We start from the raw sequence: 24,984 nt of genomic DNA, 5'->3' as shown, positions 1-24,984 counted from the left end.
CACGCCATGACACTCCGCAGATTGCTGGGAACCGCCATTTGTGCCGCCACTCTTGCGGCCTGCACACCCGTTGGGCCGGATTTCGTGCGCCCCAAATCACCGGTCGTGAAACAGTGGATCGAGGTCAACAACCCCAGCACTGGTCAAAGCGGGCTGACCTCGCGCAGTGCGCCTGTCGTGAAATGGTGGCAGACATTCAATGATCCGACCCTCAACAAACTGATTGCCGAGGCCTACGCCCAGAACCTGACACTTCAGGTCGCTGGCGCGCGGGTTTTGCAGGCCCGCGCACAACTGGGTATCGCCTTTGGCGAGCTTTATCCACAGTCGCAGGCCATAGGCGGCTCGCTTGAACGGCGCCAGATCAGCGACAATCTAGGGCCAATTTCGGATGTCAATCGCGTCATCCCGCTGGATACCGAGTTCTCGACCTCGCAAGTCGGCTTCGATGCCCAGTGGGAGTTGGACGTCTGGGGCGCGCAGCGGCGCGGCGTTCAGGCCGCGCGATCCAATCTGGCCCTGCAAGTAGCAAACTACGACGACGCGCTGGTGACGCTGACCGGGGATGTCGCCGCGCTTTACGTCAATATCCGGGCGTTGCAGGAGACGCTGGCAATTGCGCGCGAGAACATCAAATTGCAGCAGGACTCGGCAGACCTGACTCAGCTGCGGTTCAACAATGGCGTCACCACGGAACTGGATGTGCAAGAATCCACCGCCCTACTGAACAACACTAAAGCGCTGGTACCGGAACTGGAAAGCGACCTGCAACAGACCAAGAACGCGCTTGCGGTGTTGTTGGGCACGACACCTTCACGCATGACCGGTCTGTTGGGCAATACCGGACGCATTCCATCGGCCCGAGCAAATGTGGCTGTGGGCGTTCCCGCTGAATTGCTGCGCCGCCGCCCGGATGTGCGCGCGGCTGAACTGGCGGCAGCCACGCAATCAGCACAGGTGGGCATCGCGATGGCGGATCTGTATCCCCAATTTATCCTGTCGGGCGCGATCGGTCTGCAGGCATCCGGCGGGCGCGATCTGTTCGGCGGTGGCAGCACAACCGGATTGGCCAGTGCTGGTGTGGTCTGGAATGTGCTGAACTATGGCCGCATCAAGAACAATGTTCGCGCGCAAGACGCCGCTTACCAGGCGCTGATTGCGAATTATCAGAACACTGTGCTGACCGCTTATTCCGAAGTTGAAAGTGCCATGGTCGCTTATGCGCAGGCACGTAAGCAGGTCGGGTTCTATCAGCAAAGTGTCGAGGCCTCACGCAAAGCTGCCGAAATCGCCGTCAACCAGTATACAGACGGCATTGCCGATTATTCGCGTGTTCTGAACACCCAGACCGCGCTATTGCGATCACAGGCCAACCTGATCGAGGCGCGGCAGCAAGTATCCAGCAACCTGGTGGCGGTTTACAAGGGCCTGGGCGGCGGATGGCAAATCCGTCAAAATCAGGAATTCCTGCCTGAAACCGTTCTGGCCGAGATGGCCTATCGCACGGATTGGGGCGATCTGCTGCAGAAAACCCCAACCCGCGCGAGCCTGAATTAGGTGCTATTTGGTTAACCCGCGCAACCCGCCCGAGATCAGGATATTGACCTCATAGAGGATGCGGGGCGCGGCCAGCCCGCCGGGGCTGGCCAGATAATTCGGGCTCCATTCCGGATCGAACTTCTGCTTGAACGCACGAAGACCCTCAAAATGGTAGAACTGTTCGCCATGTTCGTAAACGAACCCTCCAATCCGGTTCCAAAGCGAGGCAAGCTGACGGTTCTCAATCCCTGAGAACGGTGCGGCACCCAGTGAAAACCAGTGAAAACCCTGCTGCGCACCCCAATCCATCATGTCGGCGAAAAGAGCGTCCATGACGAAACTTGGGCTATCGGGTTCATAGCGCATAAGGTCCAGTGATAACTCGGATTTATTTCCCCCTTGGAACAGGTTGGCAAAGGCCATGATCTTGCCGGTGTTGCCATCACGCAGGATCGCATGATCGAAATAGGACAGGTATTGATCATCAAATCCACCCAGCGCAAAGCCCTTTTCTGCACCGGCCTTTTGCGCAAGCCAGCGGTCTGAAATCCCACGCAAGTCTGGCAACAGAGGCGCCAGTTCTTCTTTCGGAATGATCTCGAACACATATCCTTCGCGTTGAGCACGGTTCTTGGCCTGCCGGAACCGCTTGCGCGACTTTCCGTCCAGCGAGAAGTCGTGCAATGACACCCGCGCAACCTCACCAATCTTCAGGATCGACAGTCCAAGATCCAGAAAAGTCGGCAGATATTTGGTCGAGACACTGTAGAACGCGCAAAGTTTACCTTCGCGATCCGCCATTTCCCGAAGTTGCCAGATCAGTTGCTGCCCGGCCCTCTCGTCACCAACCGGTTCTCCTTTTGAAATCAGCGCATTGCCCGTGTCTGCATACGCTAAGAATGCGGTCTCATCCGGTGAGATCAGGAATTGCTTGTCACCGGTGAGCGAGATTTGCGACTCCGTATCCTCACTCTCCATCACCAGCCGCTCGACAACCTCTGGGATTTCAACCCGCTGTGGTGTCGGAATCTCACGCCCGAACAGAGAGTTCACGGCAACAATGCCCACGATCACGGCTACAACAAGGCTGGACCGCAGAAAGCGCGAGGCGTCACCGTTCCAGGCAAACTGCCACCACAGATCGTTTTGGTATTCGACATGCGAATATGCAAACAGCCCGATCCAGAATATCACCGCCAACAGAACCACGACACTGATCAGCCATGGGATGTTCAGCCGAAATATCGACGCACCACTGACCCGGTAGAACGCGCCACGAAACATAGCCAGCAGCCCAATCGTTCCCAGCATCGAAAACGCCTCGTGGATGTCGAGCCCCTTTGCAAGCGACGCAAAGAACCCCACCCCCATCAACACCATCGCAACGACCCATGCCCGGTAGAGCTTGCGGAACAACCCGCGCGACACCAGCAATAGCAACACCCCAACGACACTGCCTGCAAGATGCGAAGCCTCGACAAACGAAAGCGGCAGCATATCTTTCAGTGTGCTGAGCTTTTGCGCCCCCGCTGGCAGCGCGCCCGACACCAGCAAGATTACCCCGGCCACCGCGGCAACCCCGGCCGCGACCATCGGAACCATGGGACGGATCACGCGATAGACCCAGATGGCGGCACCGCCGATCATGTGTCTTTGGGTCAAGGCAGATGCAACGGCAATGGAAAGGCTGGCGACTGCAAATGGCAGAAAAGTGTAAACCACCCGATAAAGCAGCAACGCAGCAATCACATCCGAACGGCCTGACGCCCCCAGACCGGCAATCAATGTCGCCTCAAACACGCCGATCCCACCCGGCGCATGGCTCAGGATTCCAACGGCAATGGCAGCGATATAGATCGTGAAGAAATACGGGTACCCGACACCCAGATCATCCGGCATCAGTACGTAAAGCGCCATGGATGCGCCAAACAGGTCGCCAATAGCAGCCAACGTCAGCAGGCCCGCCAGTTTCCCTCCGGGCAGATCGAAACCGACGCCTGCAACGGCCAACCGCCGGCCACCGCTGGACAGCCAAATGAACATCGCAACAAATGCAGCCAGCAAGCACAACCCTATGGTGGTTTCGACCGTTTCGCTGACGGGCATCACCTTGGATATTCCATCCGGGTGCAGGGTCAGCAATAAGCCCAAAATCAGGATCAGACCCATCCAGAACGCCACCCACGAGGTCGCGATTACACCAGCCACCCGGCCAAGGTCCAAGCCAAGCGACGCGTATATCCGATACCGGATCGCGGTTCCCGTGATGTAGGAAAACCCAAGGCAGTTCGACACCGCGTATCCGCTGGCTCCGGCCATCCCCGCCACAGGTAACGGCACCTTGCCATCTGCCACGCTCTGTACCGCGAACACATCATAGAGCGACAGCGACAAAAAGCTGAACGCTGTCCAGCACATCGCAAAAACCATCAATTTCCATGATGTCGCCGAAATATCGGTCTGGACATCCGACCATTTCACATGGGCCGACAGATCGTGCAAAACCGAAAGGGCAATCCCGGTAATAACGACAGGTATCGCGATGCGCAGCCAGGGTTTTTCCAGCAGATCAGCAAGTCGTTCCGCCCACTGACCGGCCAAAGGTTCGTCACCATTTTCAGATGTGGTCATGCCGCAAGCCTTCCGGAAATACTGAACCCTTAGTCAGCAAGCGGCCTACCTAAGGGTAAGTCGCACCCTGTCTACTCACAAACTCTGGCACAAGTCGCATTCATCTCAAAGCACTAGAGCCGCCCCTTGCGTGTTGACAGCAGCAGGTTCGTTTCCGAACGTGTAACGCCGTCGATCCTGCGAATATGAAACAGAACCTCGTCCAGTTCGGCCAGAGTTTCAGTACTGATTTCGGCAATCAAATCCCAACTGCCGTTGGTCGAATGGACCGCCGTGACCTGCCGCATGGCTCCGATCCGGGACATCACGCGCTCGGTGCCGCGCCCCTCGATTTCCAGCATCATCAGCCCACGTACCGGGCTTTGCGCCAGATCCCGACGCGTCAACACGGTAAAACCAACGATCTCTCCGGATTGCTTGAGCCGTTGCAAACGGCTGCGCACCGTAGTGCGGGTCACACCAAGTGTTTCTGACAGCTCTGACAGGCTGGCGCGCGCGTCACGTTGCAAGGCGCCCAGCAGACGACTATCCAATTCGTCCATATTACCTTCTCATTAAGGAGTTTCCTGATCCATTTTGAGCATTTTGTGCTCTTCACGCAAGACACAGTGACGGCCTAAATGGACCACATGGAACGCAAAAACATCATTTTAGTCGGCGCGCCGATGGACGCCGGGAAACGGCGTCAGGGTTGCCGAATGGGTCCTGACGCATATCGCGTGGCCGGGCTGGATCAGGCCTTGGCCGATCTTGGTCACTCCGTTTGCGATTGGGGCGACGTGCAACCTGAAAAAACGGACCTGCCCGAGCATCCGCACCTGTTCGCGCTGCCCGAATGCGTCGGATGGACGCAAGCGCTGAGCAAGACCGCACTGACAGCAGCTAAACAGGGCATTCCAATCTTCATGGGCGGCGATCACGCATTGTCCATGGGAACCGTGACCGGGATGGCCGCCTATGCTGCTAAGGTCGACCGCCCGCTATTCGTTCTGTGGCTGGATGCGCATAGTGATTTTCACACCCCCGACAGTACAGACAGCGGCAACCTGCATGGCACACCTGTCGCCTATTTCACAGGAAGGTCGGGATTCGAGGCGCTTCCGCCCTTACCCGCTGTCGTGCCAACCGATCGAGTCGGCATGATTGGCCTGCGCTCTGTCGACCCGGCGGAACGTTTGGCGCTGGAACAGGACCGCGCCATGCTGGCCGACATGCGCAGCATTGACGAACATGGGATCAAGGCGCCGTTGCTGGCGTTCCTGGATCGCGTGAAAGCCGAAAACGCTATTCTTCACGTCTCGTTGGATGTTGATTTCCTGGATCCGGCCATTGCCCCTGCCGTCGGCACCACTGTTCCCGGCGGTGCGACCGAGCGCGAGGCTCATCTGGTCATGGAACTGCTGCATGAAAGCGGACTGGTCAGTTCGCTGGATCTTGTCGAACTGAACCCGTTCCTGGATGAACGTGGCCGCACCGCAAAACTGATGGTCGATCTGGCCGCCTCACTTATGGGCCGTCGCATCTTTGACCGCCCCACCCGGAGTTTCTGATGACCCAACCTTCTGAAAAGGCGCTCGTGCCTTTTGTGTCCGTCGACAACATGATGCGGCTGATTCACCACATAGGAGTCGAACAGATGATCGTACAGATCGCCGATCAGATCGAATCCGATTTCAAACGGTGGGAAAGCTTTGACAAGACCCCGCGCATTCCGGCACATTCACCCCACGGAGTGATTGAACTGATGCCCACCTCGGATGGGGAGGCATATGGATTCAAATACGTGAATGGACATCCCAAAAACACCTCCGAGGGTCTGCAAACTGTGACCGCATTCGGATTGCTGGCGGATGTTTACACCGGGTATCCCACTCTGCTGACCGAAATGACGATGCTGACTGCATTGCGCACAGCGGCAACGTCGGCTCTGGTCGGGCGCTATCTTGCCCCAAAGAATGCCACGACCATGGCCATGATCGGCAATGGGGCGCAGTCCGAATTCCAATGCCTCGCTTTCAAGGCAATGTGCGGGATCGACACTGTCCGGCTTTACGATACCGATCCCGGTGCAACAGCGAAATGCACCGCAAACCTGCAAGGCAAAGGCCTGACGGTCATCCCATGCAAGACACCGGAAGACGCTATTGAAGGTGCTCAGATCATCACTACTTGCACGGCCGACAAGAAATACGCCACCATCCTCACCGACAACATGGTCGGTCCCGGCGTCCACATCAACGCCATCGGTGGTGATTGTCCCGGCAAGACAGAATTGCATCGCGATATCCTGCTGCGCTCTGACATCTTCGTCGAATACCCCGAGCAAACCCGGATCGAGGGCGAAATTCAAGCGCTGGATGCTGATCATCCCGTGACCGAGATGTGGCAGGTTATGACCGGTGCCGCCAAAGGGCGCACAGACGACCGCCAAATCACCCTGTTCGACAGTGTTGGCTTCGCAATCGAAGATTTCTCAGCCCTACGCTATGTCAAGCAGGCGATCAAAGGCACTGCATTCTTTGAGCCTCTGGACATGTTGGCCGACCCGGACGATCCGCGTGACCTGTTCGGAATGCTGATGCGGGCCGGTTAGGCGCGCCTAAGGGGGCTCTGCCCCCGCCACCCGTGCCGGGCGCCTCCCCCGGGATATTTATTGGCCAGATGAAGCAGGGGATCCGTTCTTCATCTGGCTCTAAATATCCCGGAGCGCGAGGCAGAGCCTCGCATCCTACCTACCCCGCAAGAGATGGCAGGTAGAGTACAATACCAGGAAATGCCACAAGCATTGCTATGGTCAGGGCGTCGGCCACGAAAAAGGGTGTCACACCCCTGAAGACATCCTGAACACTCAAATCCGGGCGCACCCCGGCGACGACAAAGCAGTTGAGTCCGATGGGCGGTGTGATCAGGCAGAATTCGGCCATTTTGACTACCAGAATTCCGAACCAGATCGCGCACATAGGGCCAGACATGCCAAACGCACTGTCTGCGGCACTGACAGATTCACCACCGTTCAGCGCCATGACCGCCGGATAAACAACTGGTAAGGTCAAGAGCAGCATTCCAATCGCATCCATGAACATGCCCAACACGGCGTAGGCAAGAAGAATACAGATCAGGATCAACATGGGCGCCATCTCGAGCCCAGTTATCCAGTCAGAAAAGGCGCCGGGAAGGTCTGCGAACCCCAGAAACCGCACATAGATCAGAACGCCCCAGATGATCGAAAAGATCATCGCAGTAAGCTTGGCCGTCTCTAGCAACGCGGATTTGAACTCGCTCCAACGCATGCCGTGAAACAGCGCGAAGCAGAAGACAATAAAGGCGCCGATTGCGCCGCCTTCCGTCGGTGTGCCCCACGCTTTTTCACCAAACGGGTTATAGACAAAGCAGATGATGATCAGGATGACGGCGACAATAGGAATGGCTCCGGGAAGGGCCGAAAAGCGCTGTTTCCATGTAAAGCCTGTGACCGGAGGACCGACGGATTTAAAGATCACAGCGATCCCGACTATCAGCACGGCATAGATGATCGCTGAAAACGCGCCCGGAATGAACCCCGCCAACAGCAGCTTCCCGACATCCTGCTCGACGATGATCGCGTAGATCACCAGAATAGCCGATGGTGGAATCAGTGATGCCAGCGTTCCTCCGGCGGCCACCACACCAGCAGCAAAGCGCTTGTTGTAGCCGACCTTCAGCATTTCCGGGATCGCGATGCGGGCGAAGACGGCAGAGGTGGCAACCGAGGCACCCGATACCGCGGCGAAACCAGCGGTGGCGAATACGGTTGAAACCGCCAACCCTCCGGGAACCCATGCGACCCAGCGTTTTGCAGCCTCAAACAATGCCCGCGTGAGACCTGCGTAGTAAGCCAGATACCCGATCAGGATAAAGGTCGGGATCAGGCTAAGAGTATGAGAGGCAACTTTGGAATGCGGCACTTGCCCGGCGGTTTTGACCGCAACAGTCAGCGCTTTACCGAACCGCGCCGGATCATACCCAAACTTGGCCCAAAAAATCCAAACAAGTCCAATTAGCCCGGCCAAGCCCGCAGCGAAGGCCACGCGCATGCCGACCACGACAAAGACCAGAAGCCCGCCCGTGACCCAGAGGCCAATTTCTATCGTGTCCATAAATCAGTCCTGCCCTTCGAACTGTTCGGCCTCAGCCGCTGCTTGTGCTGCCGCGTTCTGTATCAACGGAACGGCCACCGGAGTTTCCAATCCCAGCCATAATGCGCGGCCATAGCCCCAAGCCTGCAAGGCAAGCCGCAGGCACAGTACGGAAAACGCAACGGGGGCCAGTAGTTTGGCGGGCCACAATGGAATCCCGATATCAATGGAACTGTCGCGGCTCCACAATGGTGCACCGAAATCAAAGGAGCGGTCGAAGTGAGACCAGCTGCCCCAAACCAGTGCAAGCATCAGAAGCAGGATCAAAACCACCGAGATCAGTTCGAACAACCACAACCCTCTGCCGTGAAGGCGCGACAGAACGATGTCCATGCGGATGTGGCCACCGTCGCGTTGAACATAAGAAATGCCAAGAAATGCGATCAATGGCATCGCCTGTTCGATCCAGTCAACATATCCTGGCAATGGGGCATTCAGGGCATTGCGCCCACTGACCGAGATAACGGCCAGGACCATCAGGCCAAATACTGCCAAACCGCTGATGAGCGCTAGAAAACGCTCCAGTTTCAACAACTGCTGATCCAGCTGGCTCAGACGACTTCCGTCCACCAGCACTGTGGCCTGTCCTGCCATTCCAGTTTTCCCCAATATTGGTGTACCGGGTGCCTAGCAGGCACCCGGGCTCAGGATCAGTTGCCGCCGCGCTGTTGCGTCAGCGTCATCTGCACGAGATCATAAAGATCCTGCGCTGGCAGCCCCTGTTCCGTCATTTCCGCGATCCACTTTTCACGGATCGGGTCGGCTGCTTTGGTGCGGAAATCTGCAATCACGGCATCATCAATCATGACTTTCTGGACACCCTTTTCTTGCAGAACGCTGTCCCATTGCTCGAGCAATCCGTCGTAATTAGTCAGGTAGTGGTCAATCGCCTCATCAATCGAGCTATCCAGCGCCTCGCGATGCGCGGCTGGCAGGGCCTCATAGGCGTCAATGTTGACCACGACCGGGCAATTTACCGTTCCCGGGTTCAGGTTTGCCGTCCACCAGTCGGCTTCGTTGATTGTCCCGAAAGACAGATGTGCGTGCTGGGCAAAGGCCACTGTGTCGACGACACCGGATTCCATGGCGTTGAAAGCCTCGGTTGCGGGAACTGATGTCGGAACACCTCCGACCGCCTCGAAGGCTTGCCCCAGACCACCAGTGGCGCGGACCCGCATTCCATCAAAATCGGCCAGTTCATCGCGCGGCTCGCCAGTGCCGACCAGATTATACTGCGGCATCGGTGAGGTCATGATGATGCGGGCGTTCCATTGCGCCATCTCATCTTTGACTGCGGGGTGGTCATAAACCGCATGACTGACCGCCACCTCCTCCTGCAGGTTGTTCACGCCGAGAAAAGGCAGCTCCAGAACGGTAATCGCGCGGTTTTTGTCGCGGTGGTAACCTGCACAGAACTGAGCCATCTCGAAGGCGCCGATTTCAATGCCGTCCAGATTTTCGCGCGGCTTGGACAACCCGCCATAGCTGACATTGATGGTGAATTCACCACCGGTTTTTTCGCTAACAAGTTCGGCCAGTTTTTCAACATGTTCGGTGAAGGCTCGACGCTTGCCCCAGACCGATGCGTTCCACTCAGTAGCAAAAGCTTCACCGACAAAGGCAAAGCTCAGGGCGGCGACAGCGGCGCCGCTCAACATCTTTTTCATCATTTGATCTCCCATTGATGCGCCTCCTCCCGAGGCGCTTGAGGATCAAGCTAGCGCCAACATTCTACTGTGCCAACCCTGCCTTGGTTTTCCGCTGGTATCAGAAGCAGTTCCCGCTTGGATTGCGCATGTAGAAAAACCCGACATCCGTGGACTGACACCTGCTTGTGTTAGGAACTGCAAGTAGGACATGTGTTACACCTATCCATATATTTTAAATGAATTTTTACGGAATTAGTGCGTTTTCTTTACTAGAAATGGTCGCAGTAAGAAATTTCTTTACAAATAAATTCAGGGATTCCGGCAATTTATTTATTTATTTTCAGAACTCGGTAATATTCGAACTCGGGGAGGAACGGGATCGACATTGCCGGACCAAGTGGCAAAAAATGTCCCAACGCAATCCAGTCCAGAGGGAGGAGCCTCAAAAATGACCACCGCTGCCCAGGCAGATGCCAAGACCTATCCGCCATCCGCAGAAACCGTCGCCCGTGCGCATGTTGATGCCGAAAAATATGCCGACATGTACGCCGCTTCGATCAGTGACCCCGACGCATTCTGGGGCGAGCAAGGCAAGCGCGTTGACTGGATCAAACCCTTCACCCAGGTCAAAGACGTTAACTACGATTTCGGTTCGGTTAAGATAAACTGGTATGCCGATGGCACCTTGAATGTTTCGGCCAACTGTCTGGATCGCCACCTGAAAACCCGCGGTGATCAAACGGCAATCATCTGGGAGCCGGACGATCCAAATGATCCGGCTCAGCATATCTCTTACGCGGAGTTGCACCGCCGCACTTGCCGCATGGCAAATGTCCTTGAATCTTTGGGTGTGCGCAAAGGCGACCGCGTTGTCATTTATCTGCCGATGATCCCCGAGGCTGCATATGCCATGCTGGCCTGTGCGCGGATCGGCGCAATTCACTCTATCGTTTTTGCAGGCTTCTCGCCGGACGCGTTGGCGGCCCGGATCAATGGCTGTGACGCCAAGGTCGTCATAACTGCGGACGAGGCTCCGCGCGGTGGTCGTAAAACGCCCCTGAAATCCAATGCCGACGCGGCGCTGCTGCACTGCAAGGATACCGTCAAGTGCCTTGTCGTGAAACGCACCGGTGGTCAGACCACCTGGATCGACGGTCGTGACTTTGATTACAACGAAATGGCCCTTGAGGCGGACGACTACTGCGCACCAGCCGAAATGAGCGCTGAAGATCCGCTGTTCATCCTATACACCTCTGGCTCGACCGGTCAGCCAAAAGGCGTTGTTCACACAACCGGCGGCTATCTGGTTTACGCCGCAATGACGCATGAGATCACCTTCGATTATCATGAAGGCGACGTGTATTGGTGTACTGCGGATGTGGGCTGGGTCACCGGCCACAGCTATATCGTCTATGGCCCGCTGGCCAACGGTGCGACCACGCTGATGTTTGAAGGTGTACCAACCTTCCCGGACGCCTCGCGTTTCTGGCAGGTCTGCGAAAAGCACAAGGTGAACCAATTCTACACCGCGCCTACAGCGATCCGCGCCCTGATGGGTCAGGGCAAAGAGTTTGTCGAGAAATGCGACCTCAGCGATCTGCGCACTTTGGGAACCGTGGGTGAGCCGATCAACCCCGAAGCCTGGAACTGGTACAACGATGTCGTCGGCAAGGGCAAATGTCCCATCGTGGATACATGGTGGCAAACGGAAACCGGCGGTCACCTGATGACCCCCCTGCCCGGTGCCCATGCAATGAAGCCCGGATCGGCAATGAAGCCGTTCTTTGGCATCGAACCGGTGGTGTTGGACCCGCAGTCCGGCGTCGAGATCGAAGGCAATGGTGTCGAGGGTGTGCTCTGCATCAAAGACAGCTGGCCGGGCCAGATGCGCACCGTCTGGGGCGATCATGAGCGGTTCGAAAAGACCTATTTCTCGGATTACAAAGGCTACTACTTCACTGGTGATGGCTGCCGCCGCGATGAAGATGGCGACTACTGGATCACCGGCCGCGTGGACGATGTGATCAACGTGTCCGGCCACCGCATGGGAACGGCCGAGGTGGAAAGCGCACTGGTAGCACACGCCGCCGTCGCAGAAGCCGCTGTTGTCGGATATCCTCATGAAATCAAGGGGCAAGGCATCTATTGCTATGTCACTTTGATGAACGACCGTGAACCAAGCGAAGAGCTCCGCAAGGAGTTGCGCACCTGGGTCCGGACCGAGATCGGACCGATCGCCAGCCCCGATGTGATCCAGTGGGCCCCGGGCCTGCCCAAAACACGTTCGGGCAAGATCATGCGTCGCATCCTGCGCAAGATCGCCGAAAACGATTTCGGTTCGCTGGGTGACACTTCGACGCTGGCCGACCCATCTGTGGTCGAAGACCTGATCGAAAACCGCGCGAACAAGTGAGGATGTGATGGAGGCTGCCACAATCACCACACCCGCAGTTCTTATCCTTCTCGGCCCTCCGGGCGCCGGGAAGGGCACGCAGGCCCGGATGCTGGAAGAAAAATTCGGACTTGTTCAACTCAGCACGGGTGACCTGCTGCGCGAAGCCGTTGCCGCAGGTACCGAAGCAGGCAAAACCGCCAAAGCCGTGATGGAAGCCGGTGATCTGGTCAGTGACGAGATCGTCATTGCGATCCTGCGCGACCGTATGGCGCAACCAGATTGCGCCAAAGGTGTCATTCTGGATGGGTTCCCCCGCACAACGGTTCAGGCCGAGGCACTGGACGGTTTGCTTGCGTCCAATGACCAAAAGATCAACGCAGCAATCAGCCTGGAAGTGGAAGATGCAGAAATGGTGATCCGCATCTCGGGCCGCTACACCTGCGCGGGCTGCGGTGAAGGGTACCACGACCAGTTTAAGAAGCCTGCCGAAGACGGTAAGTGCGACAAGTGCGGCAGCACCGAATTCAAGCGCCGCGCGGATGACAACGCTGAAACCGTGGCTTCGCGTCTGGCAGCTTATCATGCGCAGACCGCGCCGCTGATCACCTATTACGACGGTCACGGTGTTCTGAAACGCATCAATGCCATGGGCAGGATCGAGGATATCGCGGGCGATCTCGAAGGGATCGTCGGCGACGTAATGAGTTAAGGGGAGGAGATAAGCCGCAAGGCTTTGATCCTAAAAAGAATACTTCAAAAGACCGCTTTGGCGGACTGGTGGAGTTTTGCCTGACACCACACGGTGTTGGGCATTGTCGAGAAGCGGACCGACGCACTGGAGGAGTTGGGCACCGGGCCGCCAAACGAGGAAGCGAAGGAGGAACCCGCAATGGCGGATCAATCTACAAACTCCGCGCAGGCAGCCGAAGCCGATAAGGGCTATTGGCAGGCCAACCTGCGCCTCATCTACATCAGCCTCGTGATCTGGGCGCTGGTGTCATTTGGATTCGGCATCCTGCTGCGTCCGCTGCTGTCGGGCATCGCCGTCGGTGGTACTGATCTGGGCTTTTGGTTCGCTCAGCAAGGATCGATCCTGGTCTTTCTGGTGCTGATCTTCAACTACGCCTGGCGCATGAACAAGCTGGACGCCGAACACGGCGTGGATGAAGAGTAAGGGAGAGCGGGGATAATGGATCAGTTTACCATCAACCTGCTGTTTGTCGGCGCATCCTTTGCGCTGTACATCGGCATCGCGATCTGGGCCCGCGCGGGTTCCACATCAGAGTTCTACGCCGCCGGTCGCGGCGTACACCCGGTCACCAACGGTATGGCGACAGCGGCAGACTGGATGTCTGCGGCCTCGTTCATCTCGATGGCGGGCCTGATTGCCTTTACCGGCTATGACAACTCGACCTTCCTGATGGGATGGACGGGTGGCTACGTGCTGTTGGCCCTGCTGCTTGCGCCTTACCTGCGGAAGTTCGGCAAGTTCACCGTATCGGAGTTCATCGGCGACCGCTTCTACAGCCAGACAGCACGCATCGTTGCGGTGATCTGTCTGATTGTTGCATCGGTGACCTACGTTATCGGTCAGATGACCGGTGTTGGGGTTGCCTTTGGCCGCTTCTTGGAAGTGTCGAACACCACCGGGCTGTTGATCGGTGCAGGCGTTGTGTTTGCCTACGCGGTGTTCGGAGGGATGAAGGGCGTGACCTATACACAGGTCGCTCAGTACTGCGTGCTGATCACCGCCTACACCATCCCTGCCATCTTTATCTCGCTTCAGCTGACCGGCACTCCGATTCCGGCGCTGGGTCTGTTTGGCGACACTGCAAGCGGTGTACCGCTGCTGACTAAGCTGGACAGCATCGTGACAGAGCTGGGCTTCAACGAATACACGGCCCATCACTCGAACACGCTGAACATGGTGCTGTTCACCCTGTCGCTGATGATCGGTACCGCCGGTCTGCCGCACGTTATCATGCGCTTCTTCACCGTTCCCAAAGTTGCTGATGCACGCTGGTCGGCTGGCTGGGCGTTGGTTTTCATCGCGCTGCTGTATCTGACCGCTCCGGCTGTTGGCGCAATGGCCCGCCTGAATATCACCGACATGATGTGGCCCAATGGTGGCATCGAAGGTGGTGCCGTTACAGTCGAACAGATCGACAATGATGCTCGGTACGACTGGATGGCCACATGGCAGAAAACCGGTCTGCTGGATTGGGAAGACAAGAACGGCGACGGCAAGATTCAGTACTACAATGACAAGTCTGAATCGATGCAGGCGATTGCGGAACAAAAAGGCTGGGTCGGTAACGAGCTGACCAAGTTCAACCGCGACATCCTGGTTCTGGCCAACCCCGAGATTGCCAACCTGCCCGGTTGGGTGATCGGTCTGGTCGCTGCTGGTGGTCTTGCGGCTGCTCTGTCGACTGCTGCCGGCTTGCTGCTGGCGATTTCGTCGGCCGTGTCTCACGACCTGATCAAGGGCGCAATCAATCCGCAGATCTCGGAAAAAGGCGAGCTTCTGTCGGCACGGATTGCGATGGCTGTGGCGATTGCTGTAGCGACCTGGCTGGGTCTGAATCCTCCGGGCTTTGCGGCACAGACTGTTGCTCTGGCCTTTGGTCTGGCGGCAGCCTCGATCTTCCCGGCACTGATGATGGGGATCTTCTCGACCCGCATCAACAACACCGGTGCTGTTGCCGGTATGCTGGCAGGTCTGGTCGTTACACTGGTCTACATCTTCCTGCACAAGGGATGGCTGTTCATTCCGGACACCAACTCGTTCACCGATGCTGATCCGTTGCTGGGTCCGATCCAGTCGACCTCGTTCGGCGCTGTCGGTGCCATGGTCAACTTCGCTGTCGCCTATGTTGTGGCTGGCATGACCAAGGAAACTCCGCAGGAGATCAAGGAACTGGTCGAAAGCGTTCGCATTCCCCGTGGTGCGGGTGCAGCTCAGAACAAGTGAGCATGATGCGGTCGTTGGCTCTTGCCTTCGCCCGCGTCTTTCGATCCACTACTCCCGCCCGGCATACCACTGGGCGGGATTTTTTCACCAAAACATCGGAGACATCAGATGCCCCTGTCCCACGATGAAATCGCCCGGTTTCTGAAATCCGTTCATCCCTATGACGCGTTACCGGCTGATGCCCTGGATCAGATCGTAAAACAGATCGAGGTCTGGGAAGTCGAGGAAGACACCTCAGTCTATGAACTGGGCCATGCGCTTCCCGGTGTGTTCGTGATCTATGAAGGACAGGTTGAAATCACCGATGAAAATGGTGCCGTTGTCTCTCAACTGGGCTTGCGCAATTCTTTTGGAGAGCGCGGGCTGCTGAAAGACGGCAAGGCAGCCACCAAGGCGCGTGCGCACACTCCGTCAGTCCTGATTGTTTTGCCACCGGATCTGGTGCGCGAGTTGATCGATGGTCACGATGTGGTCGCCAAATTCTTCGACCGGACACGTGGCGACAGAAGTGGCCCGCAAAGCCTTGCGACCAGTTCCATTGATATTCTGATGGCACATAACCCGGCCACCTGCCCCGCGGATACGCCAGTTCAGAAAGCGGCGCAGATCATGCGCGACAAGCACATCTCGTCGCTGTGCATCACGGACGGCGACACGTTGCAGGGCATCGCGACGCTGCGGGATATCTCGGGCAAATACGTTGCGGACGGCCTGCCTCCTTCCACGCCAATTTCCGAGATCATGACCGCGAACCCCGTCACCCTATCACCCGGCGACATCGGTTCCGACGTTCTGCACATCATGATGGAACGCGGCATCGGCCACGTCCCGATTTGCGAGGGCGGTCGGCTGGTCGGTATTGTCACACAAACCGACCTGACACACTACCAGGCCGTGAACTCGGCCGAACTGGTGCGACGCATCGCACAGGCACATACCGCCGAAGAAATGGCGCGGGTAACGGCGGAAATCCCACAGCTGCTGGTGCAACTGGTTGCAGGCGGGAACCGGCACGAAATCGTCACGCGCCTGATCACCGACATTGCCGACACGGTTACCCGGCGCCTTCTGGCCCTTGCTGAACAGAAACTGGGCCCGCCCCCGGTGCCGTATCTGTGGCTGGCCTGCGGCTCGCAAGGGCGGCAAGAGCAGACAGGCGTGTCGGATCAGGACAACTGCCTGATGCTGGATGACAGAGTGACCGATGCGGATATGGAATACTTTACAAAGCTGGCCAGGTTCGTGTCGGACGGGCTGGATACCTGTGGTTATTTCTATTGTCCCGGCGACATGATGGCGACCAATCCGCGCTGGTGTCAGCCGGTGCGTGTCTGGCGCGACTATTTCAAGGGATGGATCGCCAAACCGAACCCCGAAGCGCAGATGCTGGCCTCGGTCATGTTTGACTTGCGTCCGATTGGCGGCGCGTTCGACCTGTTCGCCGACCTGCAGGCCGACACATTGGCGGCGGCCAGGTCCAATTCGATCTTCGTCGCACATATGATCTCGAACTCGTTGAAACACACCCCGCCGCTGGGGTTGCTGCGTGGGTTTGCAACCATCCGGTCGGGCGAACACCGCAATACGCTGGATCTGAAACACAATGGTGTTGTTCCGGTCGTGGATCTGGCGCGGATCTACGCCTTGCAAGGCGAACTGCCCGAGGCCAATACCCGCGCCCGCCTTAAAGCGGCTGAGGCCAATAGCGTTCTCAGCGCGTCGGGTGCACGCGATTTACTGGACGCCTATGATCTGATCGCCGAAACCCGGCTGGAACATCAGGTCCAACTGGTCAAATCAGGCAAGAAACCAGACAATTATCTGCCACCTTCCGATCTTTCGGACTTTGAGCGAAGTCATCTTCGTGACGCCTTCGTTGTGGTAAAAACGATGCAATCGGCGGTCGGCCACGGCAAGGGAATGCTGGGCTGACACGTATCTGAAGAACGGAGTGACACGATGTTTCTGGAATTGATCGGCACTGTTTTTGCGGGCTTCGCGTTTGCGGGCATCGTACTTGTGCTGAACAAGCTGACCGGAGGGCGGTTGCCCAAATGGGTTACTCCGGTCGCGGCGGGTTTGGGGATGATCGCTGTGACAATTTCCAGCGAGTATTCCTGGTATGACCGCACGCGCGAACAGCTTCCCGAGGAAATGGCAATCGTAAAAGAGGTTGAAAGCCGCGCCCTCTACCGCCCGTGGACCTACGCCATGCCCTTCGTCGACCGCTTTGCCGCCATCGACACCGTGTCGGTGCGCACAAACGAAAACGTGCCCGACCAGCGGCTTGTCGATCTTTACTTCTTCGGCCGCTGGGCCCCGGTTTCAAAACTGCCCGTAGCCGTAAACTGTGCCGAGAATCGTCGCGCCAATCTGGCGGACGGTGCTGAGTTTTCCGATGACGGACGTCTGCTGAATGCAGACTGGATATCTGCCGGGCCTGCCGACCCCATCATCGACGCCACCTGCGGGGTTTGACCATGCTCACAGGGTTAAGCCTGAGGTTCAGGATATTTCTGTTTTTCTGTCTGCTCGCGCTCGGCGGGATATCAATCAGTTCCGCCGCCCTGTGGATCACCTATGCCCGGGCAGCGCAACCTGACCTGTTTGATGACTTCATCTTTGCCGAGGTTCTGATCGGGTTTGGATTACTGGCTTTGATCGCCGGTATCTGGCTGTTGTTTGACGACAATGTCGCCAAACCGATCGAACGGCTTTCAGCACAACTGCGGGCCCGCGCTCATGCCGGTGTCAGCACCGATCTGGACATGCAAGCCGCGCGATACCTGGGCGATCTGGCCCCAGCAGCGGCTGGCCTGGCCGAGCAACTTGCCGCAAATGCCATGCACACAGCCGAGGCGGTGGCCGCCGAAACCGCTCATCTGGCGGCGGAAAAACAGCGCCTTACTGCCCTTCTGACCGAAATCCCGGTCGCCATGTTGCTGGCCAGTCCGAAACACCAGATCGTTTTGTATGACGGACAGGCGGCCGAGGTGCTGGCCCAGATCGCGCATCCCCGCCTGAACGCCTCGCTCTTCGAATACATCGAATCGACCGGGTTGACGGACGCGTATGGGAAGTTGTGCAAATCTGGTAAGGATGTCTTCTGCACCCTGACCAGCGTGGACGGCCGACAAACCTATTCGGCCCGCATGAAGCCACTGGGGGACGCACCCGGTTACATGCTGGTGTTCGAAGACAGCGTTGCCCGTATGTCGCCAGATGAGGCCCGCCCGCTGGTCTATGATTTCGAGTTGCTGGACACGCCGGGTGACGGCGCGTTCGAAAACCGCTCTTTGCTGGATCTGTGTTTTGTGGTCTTCGACACGGAAACAACCGGCTTGCTGCCACACAAGGATGAGATTGTTCAAATCGGCGCGGTCCGCGTTGTGAAAGGCAAGATCGTCGCGGGCGAGCATCTGGACATGCTTGTTGATCCGGGCATTCCGATCCCTGCCGCCTCGACCCGCGTGCACAAGATCAGTGATCGCATGGTTCAGGGCGCACCGGATATCGTCAAAGCCGGGCGTGTGTTTCACCAATTCTCACGCGATGCGGTGATCGTGGCCCATAACGCCCCGTTCGACATGGCGTTCCTGCGCCGCCATGCCATGCGTATGGAAGTCGAATGGGATCACCCGATACTCGACACTGTTCTGTTGTCGGCTGTTTTGTTCGGTGCGAGCGATACACATACACTGGACGCACTTTGTGAACGGCTGGACATCACGATCCCCGAGGCGCTGCGCCATACGGCATTGGGTGACGCAGTGGCAACAGCCGAGGCACTGGTCAAGATGCTGCCCATCCTGCAGGCCCGCGGGTTGAACACCTTTGGCGAAGTCATCGTCCAGACCCGCAAACACGGGCGTCTTCTGGAAGACCTGAATTAACGCTGAAATTTGCAAACGCCGTTCAGCTTTTCGTGGACAATCCGGGCCACGCATGGCACCTGATGCGCGGCCAAGGAACACGCGCGCGATATGACGGAAAAGATTTTCACACCGACCCCGGATCAAAGCCACGCCTTTCGTGAGGCGCTGGGATGTTTCGGAACGGGAGTCACCGTGATAACTGCGCAAACCGAAGACGGACCGCGTGCAATCACCGTAAACTCGTTCGCGTCGGTGTCCCTGGACCCGCCGCTGGTGCTCTGGTGTCTGGCCAGAGAGTCAAACCGCTTCGACACGTTCAGCACCTGCACGCATTACTCGATCCACGTGATGGCTCAGGATCAACAGGACCAGGCGCTTAGATTTGCCCGCGACGGTGTGGATTTCACCCATGCCGAGTGGACGGCGGACGAGGCTGATCGCCCACAGCTGGCCAATTGTCTGGCACGGTTTGACTGCCGGTTGCATGCCCGGCACGAAGCCGGAGATCATCTGATCATTGTCGGTCATGTGGATCAGGTCATGTACCGCACCGGCAAGGGTCTGATCTTCAAGCGTGGTCAGTTCGGCGGGTTTGTCGACCCTTTCTAGTCGTCCAGCGACCCATGCACCGCCAGAACCTCTAGCTGTGCGTCTTGCGGAGTGATCACACGAAAGGCTTCGTGCACTCCTGTCTCAGACAATTCTCTGGCGACGGTCAGCAGCGTGTTGGCGGCATGGTCTTCACACAGCTCTGACATGTGATCGATTTCGTTCTGTGCCACGATCAATGCAGCTTCGACCGAGGGCGCTCCGTAATACTGCACGAAATGTTCTGCCAGATTGCGGGTGATCTGATCCCTTTCAGCCGCTTCGATCTGGGTTACCGCCACAAACGTCACTCGGCCAAAGGTTTCCAGCCCCAGCCAGCCATTCGCAAAAGCCTGACGCGCCTTGCCTTCCAGATCTGCGCCGCTCCAGTTCGAAAACTCGAATCCGCCCGAAACGCACCATTCGCCGGTACGTGCCGGAGAATGGAACACGTTCATGTCGCTTTCATCGAAATGGATCGCGCGGGCCAGTTTCATCGTCCGTTCTCCAATAGTTCCGTCAGCGGGCGCAGACGGGTGTTGACCCCGTCGCGGATCAGCATTCCAAACCGCTCATCCGTACCAAGGAATACACCGCCATCGACCAGTGGCTCACCTACGCCACGCAGCAGGCCCATCCATTCGGCATGCAGGGGCGCGTTGCCATCCTCCTGCCAGCGGTTGAGCCAGGTCAGCATATGGCGTGACCAGCTTTCGACCAGTTGCGTGGCCGAAACCTCGGCACAGCCTTCATCATAAAGGGCTGTGACATCCGGCGTTTCGCCGGGCGCGGTGCTGGTTTGCATCAATGCGAGCTCCCAGCCGACAATCAACCAATCCGGTTCTTCTTCCGCGTTTTCACCGGAGGCCGAAACACGGAACACACCGCATTTCGCGCCATTCACACAGATCAGACCGTCCCACCCCAAATGCACCGCCACTTCGGGTGGGGCCAGAGCGCCCAGCGCATTCTGAAACCCAACAGCACAAAGCGGCAGCATCGCCATCGCGTCCCGAAGCGGCACCTCGGGCGCAAATACGATCGCAACGCGCAGGTAATCAGCCTGAATGTTATAAATAACCGCCCCCGCATCGCAGCCCAAAGCCGCCATAGCCTGGGCGCGTTCAAACGGGTCTTCGCCACCCTGAACCGGGTGGCCCGTCAACAAAGGGGGAAAGACCGGTTGGCTCATGCGGTGCCTGTGGCGATCATGTCGCGGGCGATCTTGCGGAAAGCCTCGGCCTGAGGGCTGTCTGGCTTGCTGACCACAATAGGCGCGCCACCGTCTGCGGCGACACGAATGTCCAGATGTAACGGGATTTCACCCAGCAGCGGCACGCCCATCGCCTCGGCCTCGGACTTGACACCACCGTGACCAAAGACGTGTTCTTCATGCCCACAGTTCGAGCAGATATGCGTGGACATGTTTTCGATCATCCCAACGATAGGCGTCTTGAGCTGATTGAACATGTCGATTCCCTTGCGGGCATCAATCAGCGCCACATCCTGCGGCGTCGAGACGACAATTGCGCCGTCCACTTGGAACTTCTGGCTCAGCGTCAGTTGCACGTCACCGGTGCCGGGCGGCAGGTCGACGATCAGCACGTCCAAGGCACCCCATTGCACCTGGCTCATCATCTGTTGCAACGCGCCCATCAGCATCGGACCCCGCCAGACAACCGCCTGCCCTTCGTTGGTCATCAAACCCATCGACATCATGGTGACGCCGTGGTTGCGCAGCGGCAGGATAGTCTTGCCATCAGGGCTGGCCGGACGGCCCGAGACACCCAACATCCGAGGCTGCGACGGCCCGTAAACATCCGCGTCCAGCAGACCCACGCGCCGCCCTTCTGCGGCCAGTGCACAGGCCAGATTGGCCGACACGGTGGATTTGCCCACCCCCCCCTTGCCAGACGCAACCGCGATGATCCGGTCAACACCGGGAACGGCCTGCGGTCCAGTTTGCGAAGGCTTGGGTTTCGGCTTCAGGTCCGGCGGCGCCTTATCGGAATGCGCAGTCATCAGGGCCGAAACATTTACGACGCCCTCAACCATCTGTGCGGCCTTTTCGGCTGTTGCGCGCACAGGTTCCATCTTTTCGGCATGCTTCGGGTCGATCTCAAGGACAAAGCGAACCGTATCGCCCTCGACGTTCAGCGCACGCACGATGCCCGCGCTTACAATGTCCTGCCCGGATACCGGATCAGTGATCTTTTTCAGGTTCGCCAGAACCGCGTCACGAACACTCATGCTGTTCTCTCCTTTATCTGCCCCGCCGACAGGGGCGTGCGTGCCGACATGTATTGGTCGCCGCTCATTGCATGTGTCTCCGTCTCTTTCTGTTCATTTGACGCGTAATGGCCTTCATAGTTAGGCTAAACCATGCGCCTTGTCTTGTTGTGCCTGAGCCTGACGCTCACCGCCACCCCCTCCTTGTCGCAGGAGGCAATCGGCCTTGCGGCCCCGGCAGAGGTTAACGACTCCGGTCTGTTGCAACATATCCTTCCTCGCTTCTCTCTCAAGACCGGGATACGCGTTGTCGCAGATGATGCCGGTGTCATGGTGCTGGAAACCGCGCCGCCCGGCGATCCTGTCTTTGCCCGCGACGACGTGATCTATCACCTGCGGATCGAAGACAACGACCGCCAGGGCCGTTTTCTTGAATGGCTGCAATCAGATATCGGCAAGCGCACTGTCGAAGGTTTTCTTCCTGCGGTGGGTGAACCGTTCAGCGCCAGTTTTGATCCCAAGATCACCCAGTCGGACGATACCCTGGACGGCAACACCGTGTTGGGTGAAGAACTATCGGTGACCCATTGTGGTCGATGTCACGTGATTGGCCCCCGCAACCGGATGAGCGGGCTTGGATCAACCCCCTCTTTCGCGGTTCTGCGCGCGATGCCTGATTGGTCGGAACGGTTCGAGGCGTTCTTTGCCCTTAACCCTCACCCCGCATTCACGCAGATCGACGGGTTGACACCCCCCTTTGATCCCGAACGTCCATCCCCAATTTACCCGGTCAAGATGACATTGGACGATCTTGAAGCCATCCTGGCATTTGTTTCGCGCATTGACGCCGCAGATCTGGGCGCGCCGCTAAAGCTTCAGTGATCCTTTCTGTCCGAATAGTAATCCTCGGTGGTAACGACCCGAGGCTTGGGTTTTGACTGGAACGGATTGTCCTGCTGCTGGAAATGAGCATTCACCCGACAATTGTCACACATCTGGATCATTCGTGCCTGATCCGTAGTGGCAAACATCGGGTGCGTGCCCGAAAGCTTTTCCATGATCCGTTCAACGGTTGATTTAACCCCAAACAAAGCCCCGCATTCGATGCAGGCAAATGGCTCTTCCTCGTTCAACACCTGCTGAGACAGAGCGGCATCGCTCAGATCCAGTTGCGGCACCAAGGTGATCGCGTCTTCGGGGCAGATCGTCTTGCACATTCCGCATTGCAGGCACGCATCCTGCTGAAAGTTCAACTGGGGCTTGTCAGGGTTATCCATCAAAGCTCCGGACGGGCACAGCGACACGCAACTAAGACAGAGCGTGCAACTGTCTGTATTCACAGCAACGGCACCGTAAGGCGCACCTTCAGGCAATGGCAGCGGGGCTTTGGCCTGCGGGTTCAGGGCCTGTGCTGCCAGCCGCGCGATTTGTCGGCGGTTGCCAAGTGGCAAGACCGGATTTGCCAACGGTTCGGGGACATTTTGCGCATACAGCAAGTCTGCCATCGCATCAGGGTCCACCTCCTCGATCAGCCCGATCGCATCCGAACTGGTTATGGCACGTGCCAGTTCAATTTCGCGATCCAGCGCATCCCGTTCGGTCTTCGGGGCCAGCAACACATCCACACGCGCAAATCCATGTGCCAGCGCGGCCAGCATTTCCGAATGGCCGAACCCGGATATCACTTTCAATTCCAGCGGGATAACATCCGCAGGCAATCCCCGGCCGAACCTTGCTGTAAGCCTTATCATTTCGGCCCCGTAGGCGTCGTGCACAAGCAACCGGGGTGCGATACCGCCTGCCCTTCGGTACGTGCGTGCCAGAATATGCATCCGTGACAACAGGGCCGAAACAGGTGGATCTTCATAGGTTATCGCCGTTGACGGGCAGACCGCCGCGCATTCGCCACACCCGGCGCAGACCATCGGATCAATCGCCACATGCTCGCCCGAGGGTGTGATTGCACCGGTTGGGCAAATATCCAGACAGTTTGAGCATCCGACCTGTTCCGCCCGCGAATGGGCGCAAAGTGTTTCCTCCAGTCGCACGTACAGGGGTTTTTCGAATGTTCCGACCAGTTGGGCGGCGTCAAAAGCCAGACGTTCTACAGACACCGCATCCTTGGGATCAGCCCTCAGGTACCCCTCGCGCTTGGCCGGAGCCTGCACAAAGGGCGTGCCCCCCGTCAGGTCAACGATGATATCACAGGCCGATTGCGCCCCATCTCTTGGTTCCGTCCAATTGAAAGCACCCCTGCCTGCGGGAACCACTTGCTGCACATTGTTCAGACGCAAGGAAAACCCACCCAGAGCACCCGAAACAGACCGCAATTGTCCCCGAATGACATCGAAGGCCCGAGAGTCTGGCTCAGCCTGATCCGTGACCAGAACGGTTACAGCCAGTGTTCGGGCCAACCTTTCCGCCAGTCCAAAGGCAACGGTACCAGGACCAATGATGAAACACGTGCCTTCGCTGATAACATCAACGCTGGGCGTCACCGGTTGCGGCAGGAACGCTTCGGCAGCTAAGGCAGCCATTTTGGCCGCCGCATCCGCGCCCTGATCGGACCAACCGGCGCGATCCCGCAGGTCGACAAAGCCGGGGATTTCGACATTCATATCTTCGGCAAGCGACCGGAATACCTCTTGTTCCTGCAGACAGGCGATGACGATATCGCCCTCTTGCATCAACGCCGCAGCGGATTGCAGTTCTTTTGTACAAAGCGCGGTATGAACCTTTGAACAGGTAATTCCGCAGGCGCTTGCGATCCTGACCGAATCCAGCGCCTGAGTTCCCGCGCAATCGCAGAGCAAAAGTTTCGTGCCCATGTCCCCTCCCTCGGGAAGCAGTCCCGATCCTTTGCACTTTAGGCTGCATTCCCGATGAGGCAACTTCAACCCTGCGAAGTGCACAGCGCGCCCGGCAGAGT

The 24,984-nt window shown here is 57.8% G+C and carries 21 protein-coding genes; 12 read left to right on the top strand and 9 right to left on the bottom strand.

Annotation, left to right across the window (positions count from 1 at the left end; all coding sequences use genetic code 11):
• Positions 1-6: 6 nt before the first annotated feature.
• The gene (locus ACR0BZ_RS13050; protein ID WP_480920411.1) at positions 7-1,557 is read left to right on the top strand and encodes an efflux transporter outer membrane subunit; all 1,551 of its coding nucleotides are present in this window, start codon (positions 7-9) and stop codon (positions 1,555-1,557) included.
• 3 nt (positions 1,558-1,560) lie between these two features.
• Here the strand turns inward: ACR0BZ_RS13050 and mprF are convergent, their stop codons facing one another.
• Together mprF and ACR0BZ_RS13040 are read right to left on the bottom strand one after the other, a co-directional pair.
• Positions 1,561-4,170 (bottom strand): bifunctional lysylphosphatidylglycerol flippase/synthetase MprF, encoded by a 2,610-nt coding sequence (mprF, locus tag ACR0BZ_RS13045; RefSeq protein WP_480912969.1) that lies wholly within the window; start codon positions 4,168-4,170, stop codon positions 1,561-1,563.
• 113 nt (positions 4,171-4,283) lie between these two features.
• Positions 4,284-4,712, bottom strand: a complete 429-nt coding sequence (locus tag ACR0BZ_RS13040; RefSeq protein WP_480472343.1) for an Lrp/AsnC family transcriptional regulator — start codon at positions 4,710-4,712, stop codon at positions 4,284-4,286.
• A gap of 87 nt (positions 4,713-4,799) precedes the next feature.
• On the opposite strand from ACR0BZ_RS13040, the gene rocF reads away from it, so the two are divergent.
• Positions 4,800-5,720: an arginase gene (gene rocF, locus ACR0BZ_RS13035; RefSeq protein ID WP_480565112.1), complete on the top strand. Its 921-nt coding sequence runs from the start codon at positions 4,800-4,802 to the stop codon at positions 5,718-5,720.
• Entirely contained in the window at positions 5,720-6,763 is a 1,044-nt protein-coding gene (locus tag ACR0BZ_RS13030; RefSeq protein WP_480565115.1) for an ornithine cyclodeaminase, read from the top strand. Before rocF ends, ACR0BZ_RS13030 begins: the two co-directional genes overlap by 1 nt.
• A 139-nt stretch (positions 6,764-6,902) precedes the next feature.
• Here ACR0BZ_RS13030 and ACR0BZ_RS13025 read toward each other — a convergent pair whose 3' ends face one another.
• Genes ACR0BZ_RS13025 through ACR0BZ_RS13015 form a run of 3 tightly spaced genes read right to left on the bottom strand, consistent with a single transcriptional unit; the run spans position 6,903 to position 10,012 of the window.
• Positions 6,903-8,306, bottom strand: a complete 1,404-nt coding sequence (locus tag ACR0BZ_RS13025) for a TRAP transporter large permease (protein ID WP_480920410.1) — start codon at positions 8,304-8,306, stop codon at positions 6,903-6,905.
• Between the two features lie 3 nt (positions 8,307-8,309).
• Positions 8,310-8,939, bottom strand: coding sequence for a TRAP transporter small permease (locus ACR0BZ_RS13020; protein ID WP_480558598.1), 630 nt, complete (start codon positions 8,937-8,939; stop codon positions 8,310-8,312).
• A 56-nt stretch (positions 8,940-8,995) separates the two neighbouring features.
• A complete protein-coding gene (locus ACR0BZ_RS13015) occupies positions 8,996-10,012 on the bottom strand; it encodes a C4-dicarboxylate TRAP transporter substrate-binding protein (protein WP_480920439.1) in 1,017 nt (338 codons plus the stop codon).
• 430 nt (positions 10,013-10,442) lie between these two features.
• Between ACR0BZ_RS13015 and acs the strand changes: the two genes are divergently transcribed.
• The 8 genes from acs (at position 10,443) to ACR0BZ_RS12975 (ending at position 19,847) form a co-directional block, all read left to right on the top strand.
• Positions 10,443-12,407, top strand: a complete 1,965-nt coding sequence (gene acs, locus ACR0BZ_RS13010) for an acetate--CoA ligase (protein ID WP_480920409.1) — start codon at positions 10,443-10,445, stop codon at positions 12,405-12,407.
• A gap of 7 nt (positions 12,408-12,414) precedes the next feature.
• Complete coding sequence (locus ACR0BZ_RS13005; protein WP_480920408.1) at positions 12,415-13,098, top strand: adenylate kinase; 684 nt, start codon at positions 12,415-12,417, stop codon at positions 13,096-13,098.
• A gap of 180 nt (positions 13,099-13,278) precedes the next feature.
• Entirely contained in the window at positions 13,279-13,563 is a 285-nt protein-coding gene (locus ACR0BZ_RS13000) for a DUF4212 domain-containing protein (protein WP_209504901.1), read from the top strand.
• A 15-nt stretch (positions 13,564-13,578) separates the two neighbouring features.
• Positions 13,579-15,363: a sodium:solute symporter family protein gene (locus ACR0BZ_RS12995; RefSeq protein WP_480920407.1), complete on the top strand. Its 1,785-nt coding sequence runs from the start codon at positions 13,579-13,581 to the stop codon at positions 15,361-15,363.
• A gap of 108 nt (positions 15,364-15,471) precedes the next feature.
• The gene (locus ACR0BZ_RS12990; protein ID WP_480920406.1) at positions 15,472-17,295 is read left to right on the top strand and encodes a DUF294 nucleotidyltransferase-like domain-containing protein; all 1,824 of its coding nucleotides are present in this window, start codon (positions 15,472-15,474) and stop codon (positions 17,293-17,295) included.
• Positions 17,296-17,322: 27 nt separating this feature from the next.
• On the top strand, positions 17,323-17,841 hold the full coding sequence (locus ACR0BZ_RS12985; RefSeq protein ID WP_480920405.1) for a hypothetical protein: 519 nt from the start codon (positions 17,323-17,325) through the stop codon (positions 17,839-17,841).
• Positions 17,842-17,843: 2 nt separating this feature from the next.
• Positions 17,844-19,256 carry a 3'-5' exonuclease gene (locus tag ACR0BZ_RS12980; protein WP_480920404.1) on the top strand — a complete coding sequence of 471 codons (1,413 nt, stop codon included), beginning with the start codon at positions 17,844-17,846 and terminating at the stop codon, positions 19,254-19,256.
• Positions 19,257-19,346: 90 nt separating this feature from the next.
• Entirely contained in the window at positions 19,347-19,847 is a 501-nt protein-coding gene (locus ACR0BZ_RS12975; RefSeq protein WP_209504166.1) for a flavin reductase family protein, read from the top strand.
• On the opposite strand, the gene ACR0BZ_RS12970 is transcribed toward ACR0BZ_RS12975, so the two are convergent.
• Genes ACR0BZ_RS12970 through ACR0BZ_RS12960 form a run of 3 tightly spaced genes read right to left on the bottom strand, consistent with a single transcriptional unit; the run spans position 19,844 to position 22,076 of the window.
• Positions 19,844-20,323 carry a DUF6505 family protein gene (locus ACR0BZ_RS12970; protein WP_480920403.1) on the bottom strand — a complete coding sequence of 160 codons (480 nt, stop codon included), beginning with the start codon at positions 20,321-20,323 and terminating at the stop codon, positions 19,844-19,846. The two genes, ACR0BZ_RS12975 and ACR0BZ_RS12970, sit on opposite strands and share 4 nt — an antisense overlap.
• On the bottom strand, positions 20,320-21,018 hold the full coding sequence (locus ACR0BZ_RS12965; RefSeq protein WP_480920402.1) for a biotin/lipoate--protein ligase family protein: 699 nt from the start codon (positions 21,016-21,018) through the stop codon (positions 20,320-20,322). The genes ACR0BZ_RS12970 and ACR0BZ_RS12965 overlap by 4 nt, the downstream gene beginning before the upstream one ends.
• Positions 21,015-22,076, bottom strand: a complete 1,062-nt coding sequence (locus ACR0BZ_RS12960) for an Mrp/NBP35 family ATP-binding protein (RefSeq protein ID WP_480920401.1) — start codon at positions 22,074-22,076, stop codon at positions 21,015-21,017. Before ACR0BZ_RS12960 ends, ACR0BZ_RS12965 begins: the two co-directional genes overlap by 4 nt.
• Before the next feature lie 132 nt (positions 22,077-22,208).
• Between ACR0BZ_RS12960 and ACR0BZ_RS12955 the strand changes: the two genes are divergently transcribed.
• Positions 22,209-22,937, top strand: coding sequence for a hypothetical protein (locus ACR0BZ_RS12955; protein WP_480920400.1), 729 nt, complete (start codon positions 22,209-22,211; stop codon positions 22,935-22,937).
• Here ACR0BZ_RS12955 and ACR0BZ_RS12950 read toward each other — a convergent pair.
• The gene (locus ACR0BZ_RS12950) at positions 22,931-24,883 is read right to left on the bottom strand and encodes a 4Fe-4S binding protein (protein WP_480920399.1); all 1,953 of its coding nucleotides are present in this window, start codon (positions 24,881-24,883) and stop codon (positions 22,931-22,933) included. The genes ACR0BZ_RS12955 and ACR0BZ_RS12950 overlap by 7 nt on opposite strands.
• Between the last annotated feature and the right edge of the window lie 101 nt (positions 24,884-24,984).

Source organism: Ruegeria sp. P8 (assembly GCF_056534665.1).
This window is presented reverse-complemented; position numbering and strand designations above follow the sequence as displayed.

Bases quoted from the DNA above. Each gene is read 5' to 3' on its own strand.
- ACR0BZ_RS12975 (WP_209504166.1), top strand. From the start codon at position 19,347: ATGACGGAAAAGATTTTCACACCGACCCCGGATCAAAGCCACGCCTTT.
- ACR0BZ_RS12980 (WP_480920404.1), top strand. From the start codon at position 17,844: ATGCTCACAGGGTTAAGCCTGAGGTTCAGGATATTTCTGTTTTTCTGT.
- ACR0BZ_RS13050 (WP_480920411.1), top strand. From the start codon at position 7: ATGACACTCCGCAGATTGCTGGGAACCGCCATTTGTGCCGCCACTCTT.
- ACR0BZ_RS12985 (WP_480920405.1), top strand. From the start codon at position 17,323: ATGTTTCTGGAATTGATCGGCACTGTTTTTGCGGGCTTCGCGTTTGCG.
- ACR0BZ_RS12970 (WP_480920403.1), bottom strand. From the start codon at position 20,323: ATGAAACTGGCCCGCGCGATCCATTTCGATGAAAGCGACATGAACGTG.
- ACR0BZ_RS13015 (WP_480920439.1), bottom strand. From the start codon at position 10,012: ATGAAAAAGATGTTGAGCGGCGCCGCTGTCGCCGCCCTGAGCTTTGCC.
- ACR0BZ_RS13040 (WP_480472343.1), bottom strand. From the start codon at position 4,712: ATGGACGAATTGGATAGTCGTCTGCTGGGCGCCTTGCAACGTGACGCG.
- ACR0BZ_RS12965 (WP_480920402.1), bottom strand. From the start codon at position 21,018: ATGAGCCAACCGGTCTTTCCCCCTTTGTTGACGGGCCACCCGGTTCAG.
- acs (WP_480920409.1), top strand. From the start codon at position 10,443: ATGACCACCGCTGCCCAGGCAGATGCCAAGACCTATCCGCCATCCGCA.
- ACR0BZ_RS13020 (WP_480558598.1), bottom strand. From the start codon at position 8,939: ATGGCAGGACAGGCCACAGTGCTGGTGGACGGAAGTCGTCTGAGCCAG.
- ACR0BZ_RS13030 (WP_480565115.1), top strand. From the start codon at position 5,720: ATGACCCAACCTTCTGAAAAGGCGCTCGTGCCTTTTGTGTCCGTCGAC.
- ACR0BZ_RS13025 (WP_480920410.1), bottom strand. From the start codon at position 8,306: ATGGACACGATAGAAATTGGCCTCTGGGTCACGGGCGGGCTTCTGGTC.
- ACR0BZ_RS12995 (WP_480920407.1), top strand. From the start codon at position 13,579: ATGGATCAGTTTACCATCAACCTGCTGTTTGTCGGCGCATCCTTTGCG.
- rocF (WP_480565112.1), top strand. From the start codon at position 4,800: ATGGAACGCAAAAACATCATTTTAGTCGGCGCGCCGATGGACGCCGGG.
- ACR0BZ_RS12960 (WP_480920401.1), bottom strand. From the start codon at position 22,076: ATGAGTGTTCGTGACGCGGTTCTGGCGAACCTGAAAAAGATCACTGAT.
- ACR0BZ_RS13000 (WP_209504901.1), top strand. From the start codon at position 13,279: ATGGCGGATCAATCTACAAACTCCGCGCAGGCAGCCGAAGCCGATAAG.
- mprF (WP_480912969.1), bottom strand. From the start codon at position 4,170: ATGACCACATCTGAAAATGGTGACGAACCTTTGGCCGGTCAGTGGGCG.
- ACR0BZ_RS12990 (WP_480920406.1), top strand. From the start codon at position 15,472: ATGCCCCTGTCCCACGATGAAATCGCCCGGTTTCTGAAATCCGTTCAT.
- ACR0BZ_RS12950 (WP_480920399.1), bottom strand. From the start codon at position 24,883: ATGGGCACGAAACTTTTGCTCTGCGATTGCGCGGGAACTCAGGCGCTG.
- ACR0BZ_RS13005 (WP_480920408.1), top strand. From the start codon at position 12,415: ATGGAGGCTGCCACAATCACCACACCCGCAGTTCTTATCCTTCTCGGC.
- ACR0BZ_RS12955 (WP_480920400.1), top strand. From the start codon at position 22,209: ATGCGCCTTGTCTTGTTGTGCCTGAGCCTGACGCTCACCGCCACCCCC.